Annotated in this window: 6 protein-coding genes and 1 pseudogene; 2 read left to right on the top strand and 5 right to left on the bottom strand. The window is 41.2% G+C overall.

The genetic code is table 11. The features are described 5' to 3' along the window. The 3 genes from nifE to I8752_RS37510 form a co-directional block, all read right to left on the bottom strand. On the bottom strand, positions 1–1417 hold a 1417-nt coding region (nifE, locus tag I8752_RS20825), incomplete at its 3' end, for a nitrogenase iron-molybdenum cofactor biosynthesis protein NifE (protein ID WP_214434196.1). A gap of 338 nt (positions 1418–1755) precedes the next feature. Next, positions 1756–2724: a nitrogenase iron protein gene (nifH, locus tag I8752_RS20820; RefSeq protein WP_214434195.1), complete on the bottom strand. Its 969-nt coding sequence runs from the start codon at positions 2722–2724 to the stop codon at positions 1756–1758. Positions 2725–3174: 450 nt separating this feature from the next. Continuing rightward, the gene (locus I8752_RS37510) at positions 3175–4479 is read right to left on the bottom strand and encodes a substrate-binding domain-containing protein (RefSeq protein WP_225895798.1); all 1305 of its coding nucleotides are present in this window, start codon (positions 4477–4479) and stop codon (positions 3175–3177) included. Between the two features lie 446 nt (positions 4480–4925). Between I8752_RS37510 and I8752_RS20805 the strand changes: the two genes are divergently transcribed. Next, positions 4926–5384: a hypothetical protein gene (locus I8752_RS20805; RefSeq protein ID WP_225895797.1), complete on the top strand. Its 459-nt coding sequence runs from the start codon at positions 4926–4928 to the stop codon at positions 5382–5384. A gap of 102 nt (positions 5385–5486) precedes the next feature. Further along, a complete protein-coding gene (locus tag I8752_RS20800; RefSeq protein WP_214434194.1) occupies positions 5487–5861 on the top strand; it encodes a hypothetical protein in 375 nt (124 codons plus the stop codon). Positions 5862–5950: 89 nt separating this feature from the next. Here I8752_RS20800 and I8752_RS20795 read toward each other — a convergent pair whose 3' ends face one another. Beyond that, positions 5951–6310 carry a substrate-binding domain-containing protein gene (locus I8752_RS20795; protein WP_318780875.1) on the bottom strand — a complete coding sequence of 120 codons (360 nt, stop codon included), beginning with the start codon at positions 6308–6310 and terminating at the stop codon, positions 5951–5953. A 64-nt stretch (positions 6311–6374) separates the two neighbouring features. Further along, positions 6375–7002: pseudogene (locus tag I8752_RS20790) on the bottom strand (IS701 family transposase); the annotation flags it as partial.

Here is a 7002-nt window from a genome sequence, read left to right as displayed (position 1 = left end):
ATCCTCCCCCTGCTCCCCCTGCTCCCCCTGCTCCCTCTGCCTCCCCTGCCCTTCCTACTTCCCACGGCACAGACTGGCGTACTTGCTCCCACACAGGATTGGAAAAAGTGGCATACAATTCTTGTGCCATCTCTAATATTCCTGTATAGCCTGCATAAGCATGGTTGCGTTTCTTATTAATATCTAGGAAGGGAATTTTGGCTGTGAGAGCAGTGTCTAGATACCGACTCTCAGTAATTAAAATATCAGCTTGATTATTGTTAATTACCTGTAGGATTTCTTCAGGACTTTCAGATTCTAAAACTATGCCATCTTGACCTAGCAAGCTTTTGATTCTAGCTAATTCTGACTCAGTATTATTCTGAGTACAGATAGCTATAACTTTCATCTCTAATTTTTGAGATGCAAAGATAATTAACCAACTTTTGAAATTTTTAACAGAAAGGACAATGCGCTTACCTTGCAATCGGAGACGATAAAGAGTGAGTTTTTCTTCTAAAGCATTAGATTCTTCTGCAATTAGCTTTTCAGTACGTTCTCCTAAATCAGAATTTTCTAAATTTGCAGCAATACTTCTTAAGCAGTGATTAATTTGCTCTCCACCATAAATAGACTCTTCAATAAAGGGAATACCATAGACTTTTTCCATCTTTTTTGCTACATTGATTAACGTTTTTGAGTCAAGTATAACGTTGAGCTTGGCATGATGAGCATAGCAAACTTCTTTATAGAGAACATCACCTGTAATTTTTGATAAAACTCGAATACCTAATTTCTCTAACAACGGTAGAAAATTCCATATTGCACCTGCAATGTTATATTCACCAATCAAATTAATATCATAAGCTGTTGTCATCTCTGGTTGGGCTGTACCAATAACATGTTCTAGTAACGCTTCACCAGCAACGCGGTTTCCCAGACTTTGGCTACCAATAAATCCAGGACAATGCACAGGAATTGTCGGTATTCCTGTTTTCTCGGTAGCATCTTTACAAATTCCTTCTATATCATCACCAATTAAAGCAGTGATGCAGGTAGAGTAAACAAATACCGCAGCAGGTTTGTAGCGTCTTTGTAATTCTAAAATGCCTTTATATAGCTTTTTAGCTCCACCGAAGATAATATCACTTTCATCTATGTCAGTGGTAAAACGCATCTTGTACAGCATCGAACTAGAAGAAAGACTGCTGTAATTTCCCCAAATACTTGCAGCACAACCACTCGGCCCGTGGACTACATGAGCAGCATCAGTAATTGGTACAAGGGTAATCATTGCACTATCAAAAGCACAACTTCCTTGAGCGGTTCCAGGTTGGGGTAATTGTGTGGAGGATTTTTTTTTCTTTTGCTTGTGTTGCTCATTGTCACCATTTGATTCACTGAGCGAATCGTTAATTTTTCTAGGTGTAGGGTTCATTTATTTGATGAGAATAGGTAGAAGGAGTTAACTAAAGGATTTAAGATCCTTATCTGGAAAACTTATGTGGAAACCAGGGTTTTAAATTTCCGCAGTTTTTAATTTTGAATTTTTATTGTGTGTTTCAAGCATGAAATAAAAGGGAATGAGAAAGAGAATTTCCCATTCCCGAAAAAATGGCCAACCAATCAAGAGAAGGAGAAAACAAAAAATAAACCTGTTACAAAAGTCATTGATATGGCAGGACAAGGAGGACAAAGAGAATAATTCTTACCTCCTGTCTTCTGGAGGCAGTGCGGTCTTGGGGTCTCCCCAAGTGAAGCAACTGCCGTCCTCCTTTAGCTACCAGCAACGATTTCGACGTTGCCTTTTTTGAGTGCTTCTAGTGCTTCACCCTCCGCATCTTCTTGCTTTTTGGCAGCTTCTTCTTGGGCATCTGCTGCGGCAATCATTTTTGCAGCATTTTCTTCGCTTTCAAGAATACCGAACTCAATCAACAAATCTTCTAGCTCATCCATCTCAATGGGTGTGGGAATGGCAAGATTTGTATTGTTGATAATCTTGTCTGCTAATGTCCGATATTCATGAGCTTGATTGCTATCAGGTGCATACTCGTTAACTGTCATCCGGCGTAATTCCGCGTGTTGCACGATGTTGTCACGGGGAACGAAGTGAATCATCTGAGTGCTTAATCGAGATGCTAGCGTGCTAATTAATTCATCTTCCCGGTCAGTTTTGCGGCTATTACAAATTAGACCGCCCAAGCGCACGCCACCAGTGTGAGCGTATTTAAGTACGCCACGAGCGATGTTGTTAGCAGCAAACATCGCCATCATTTCCCCAGAGGTAACAATGTAAATTTCTTGGGCTTTACCTTCACGAATAGGCATAGCAAAACCACCACAGACAACGTCACCCAATACGTCGTAAGATACGAAATCTACGCCACTGTAAGCGCCGTTTTCTTCGAGGAAGTTGATGGCGGTGATGATCCCGCGACCAGCGCAGCCAACACCAGGTTCTGGACCACCAGATTCTACGCATCTAATACCTCGAAAGCCTTCAAGTACCACTTCATCAAGTTCTAGGTCTTCGACAGCACCTCGTTCCGCAGCTAAGTGCAGCACGGTGGTTTGAGCTTTCGTGTGCAGAATCAAACGGGTCGAGTCAGCTTTGGGGTCGCAGCCAACAATCAAAATGCGTTGACCGACTTCTGCCATCGCGGCAAGGGTATTTTGGGAGGTGGTAGATTTACCAATACCACCTTTACCGTAGAAAGCTATTTGTCTAATTTTGTTATCAGACATGATGTTTTGTCTCCTGCAATTGTTTGTTTGGTGGGTCTTTTGATTCGCTTTTGCGTTCACACTGTCAAGTTACAGGTGTGATCTTATGTAGAACGTCGTTGAAGGTATGTGTAATACATACTGGGGGCGATCGCTCTCCCACAAAACTATCTAGTATTGAGTACATACGATTTGTTGTGAAATCTCTGATTGTCATTAGTTCTGACTAATGACAACACTGCTTTAGATGTACGGTTTTTTTTGATGCGTCACCGTACCTTTCTATACCTAAGAGTAACCGACGAGCGGCACGCCACCCGCTATGAATCAAAGAAACAAAATACTCTGTGTTTTTACTCCTCACTCAGCACGAGCGCACGAGCACACTGTTTCTTCAGAGTGGTTGCAGCAGGAATTAAAATTTACGCATTCTTCCCTAAACCACACAACCAACCATAACTGCAATCCACTCTAAACTGTCGCTACAACTTCCCCGATTTTGCTGATATCGTAGCCACCGAGAATTTCAAATTGTGAGTGAACCATTCGATGTCCCAAAGTACTAAGCAACTGCTGTACTGGGGCTTCTTCCAAATATTCCTTGAGAATCACTAAGTCGTATCTTGATTGATGTAAGGGAATAAATTCTAACCCAAAGGCAGTAGCTACAGATGCCGTGCTGATACCTGTATCAGCTATTCCTAATGCCACTGCTTGGGCAACATCTTGGTGACTTGTAACAATATGGTCAAAACCTTGGACAGCATGAAACGGTATTTGCTCTTTTTCGAGCTTTTGTTCCAAAAGTAAACGAGTACCAGCACCGATTTCGCGGTTGACTATAGTAGCTCCCCGTTCCACTAAATCAGTTACTGTTTTGATTGACATTGGGTTGCCAGACTTAACCAAAAGTCCCTCCTCCCAAACACCAAGGCTAATCAGAACTGCTTCCCTCCCACCCAGAACATCTCGAACAAAAGGAGTATTATACTCATCAGTTTGGGGGTCATACATATGCACCCCAGCAATGTGCGCTTCACCTCGGCATAGACTGTGCAATGCAGACATGCTGTTGGCAAAGTTAAATTGCACTCGCAGTTGGGGATGCCAACGTTCGGTGGCCCTCGCCCACAGAGAAATCACAGGCGCACAGCCAGCAATCACAACGGTGTTGTGAAGTGTGTCTAGATTATCGTCCAAGAGCCGAACTCGAACTTTATCTGTATCTGTTTGTCGCTGACCCTCCGGGTGACGCTCGTTCCTCGCTACCGCTGACGCTAACACCAGTTTGCTTATGCCGGGGAACCCTTTCGGCAGTTCCTCATGGGGAGCCACTCCGTTGCGGGGGTTCCCCCCGTTGAAGGAAGTGGCGTGGGAACCCCCAAAATCGGACTGCCTCACCACCGCAACTGCTTCACCATCAGCGGGAATCATATCTTGGCGAAATGCATCCTTGCCAATTAAGGGATAAGCTACCCATTGCCCTCCCACACGAGCTACACTGACTCGCGTCTGCTGACCAGCAGGAACAGGTTTGGCAAGCACTGCTTCAATTTCGGGTAAATCCCGCTCTAACCAGAATAGATCCTCTACTTGACAGCCAAGGGCCTTCGCTAAACGAAGTGTTATGGTCACTGAAGGAGCGTATTGTCCCGACTCTACACCACTAATAGTCTGGCGGGTAACTCCAGCTAGATTGGCCAAATCTTGTTGGCTCATGCCTAGACGGATTCTAATTGACTTCAAGTTATTACGGAGATCGTTATCCTGCTTCATTGGCTTGAGCTACTGTGGGTTCCTAAAAGCCGTAGCGGATTAAATGACGCTTGCCAAGGCGAAAGCATGATTTAGTAGTCTATATCATTTTTTTTGCTCTAACTACATGAGTGTGCTTTCGCTGTTTTGATTCCCTCTATTCAAATAATATCACACTTTTTGCTATTTTCCTTGCGAATCGCAATTTTTTTTGCTGAAGATTATTTTTTGGCTGCTGGTTATGACTCAAAACTCCCCAATCATCAATCACAAAAGATTTATCTGATATTCAATTTTTACCAACTAGGTTGGTAAAAATTAACCCTCAATACAGTTTTAGAAATTGATTTGGGCTTTGATGCTTGATAGGCGAGTTATACAAGCCTTGAAAAATATACCACCAACCAATGATAGCTATGTGAGGTAAATTTTGCCCTCACTAAAATACCGTTTTTACTTAGAGTCAGATGCAGACATCTATTGCACAATTAGGTATTTACCAAGGTGTGCAACTCTTGGGAGTCATTATAGTTGTTTGCCCTACAGAAATGGAGAGAATAATGATTACCGAACAAGACTTAGCCCAACAATTTAGTGTAATTATCGAGCATACTCACCCACGGGTATGGGAATTACTACGCCAGTGTTATGTGAAGGTGATTAATCCTAAACCTTACTTAATAACAGCGAATATCAAAACATGTATCCGTCATGCAAGATACATTGGAATTTATTGCCCTGACCGACTGATTAATGCGATAGTAGCAGAAAAAAACCTACTTAGAGAAGTAGCAGAATATGTGGGATTAGTTGAGGTTGTTTGTTTAAATGCTAATAATTTGGTGCGCGATCCTCTATCAAATCTTAAGTCAGCTTATCCACACTTATGGTTAGATTTGCTTTGGGTTGTCACGCAAGAACAATAATGCTAACTATGAAAACCGAATCTCTCTGCAATATTTGTGCAAAGAATCGGCAATATTAATCTTAATCACAGCTTCCTGATTTTTGAAGCTTGTCAAAATTCTATGAATCAATCATGTCTACCTCCAGATGATTTACCTTCAGAACAAACAACAAGGGCGAGTGAAATACTGTTCAGGCAACTTGAAGAAGCAACTAAAAAAAGCTTTTTCTTAGCGTGCGACAAAATAACACGTATCTTATTATGTAGTTGCCATTGGTATTTCCAAATCAATAGCGGCATCCTGACATTGATCGTGATTTGCCACAATATGGAAAGTTATCGCAATATTATGAAAGCTATTCCCCATTTTGCTGACAAGTTAAAACAGTTTACAAACACAGCTAAAATTACTGTCAGTTCTCCAGTTGATAAAGGGATACCGTGGGTACTCAGCATCGATAACATCCCACCGGAGAGTGACTTGCCTAGTTCCTAATAGCTAATCTTATTGCCAAGATTAGAAGATAATCTTGTGCAATGCGATCGCGCCACCGAATTAACAACTCAGGGCTGGCGCAATCGCGGTTATTTATGTATCAAGTTTTGTTTACTCGTCCTCTTGCATAATTGCCGCTCATCGCCCACTAGAGTGTTAGCTAACTTTTTGCGCAAGGCAAAAGCTACACAAAAAGCAAGTAAAATTCCACTAACTCCTTGAGATTCGGGAATAAACCTCGGACTACCAAATCCATACTTTGCCAGTATTTGTTGCCCTGTTGGTGAAAGGATGTAATTAGCTAATTGTGAACCTTCAGGACTTGCACCCTTGAGTACTGTCAAACCATAGTCAGCTTGGACTTTTAAGCTATCTGGCAATTCTACTATCTCAAGACTTGGTGAAATTTGTTGAGCGGATAAAGCACTGGTGTAATACACCAAATAGATATCTGCTTTATTAATACCCCTCTTCTGTCACTTTCCGTAATAAGCAAGTAGTAAATAAATGAAATCATCCAGAAACATAACAAGGTTTAAATTGATTCATGGCAGCAATTAAATGATTGAATCCCAGTAACAACTGTGAATTAGGGAAAATATCTAGCCAGGGATAAATCAACCAAAATAGTAATAGTGGTTGAACAATAAGACGCAGATTATTTAAAACATTCTTCCATCCACATTCATGATTCCATTGTTGATGATTAGAAAAATCGACATTACTAGTCTCTTGTCTCTCAACCTCAATTTTACGAGATTTATTTAAGCTTAAAAAGGCTGGAGAGTTTAAACTAATCATTGTCTAAACACAAAAAATAATTTCCCACCATCTCTCAATATATTGAAAATTTGTGAACCGATAATCTGTCCAGCCTAGTTCCTGTTTACATTGCCGAAAACCATATTCTACCCAAGTTCTTAATCCATACAGATCACCTAAAATCTTCTTCAGGTTCCCTTGAAGATTTGTCATTACGAAAGAAGTAGAATTCTCTGGCATGGTTTCTGGGTCGGTAGTTATTTCCCAGTAACTTATGGCTCTCTTTTTACCATAAATTATTTCCCTAATGTATCTAGTTTCTGATTTTTGGTTGCTAAATGTTCTCTCAAACTTACACCATTTATTCGCCCTAACGCTC

It is taken from the genome of Dendronalium phyllosphericum CENA369 (genome assembly GCF_016056275.1).
GTDB classification, from domain to species: Bacteria; Cyanobacteriota; Cyanobacteriia; order Cyanobacteriales; family Nostocaceae; genus Dendronalium; species Dendronalium phyllosphericum.
This window is presented reverse-complemented; position numbering and strand designations above follow the sequence as displayed.

Coding starts and splice junctions, on each gene's coding strand:
- I8752_RS37510 (WP_225895798.1), bottom strand. CDS start 4,479: ATGAAGCAGGATAACGATCTCCGTAATAACTTGAAGTCAATTAGAATC.
- nifH (WP_214434195.1), bottom strand. CDS start 2,724: ATGTCTGATAACAAAATTAGACAAATAGCTTTCTACGGTAAAGGTGGT.
- I8752_RS20800 (WP_214434194.1), top strand. CDS start 5,487: ATGAATCAATCATGTCTACCTCCAGATGATTTACCTTCAGAACAAACA.
- I8752_RS20805 (WP_225895797.1), top strand. CDS start 4,926: ATGCAGACATCTATTGCACAATTAGGTATTTACCAAGGTGTGCAACTC.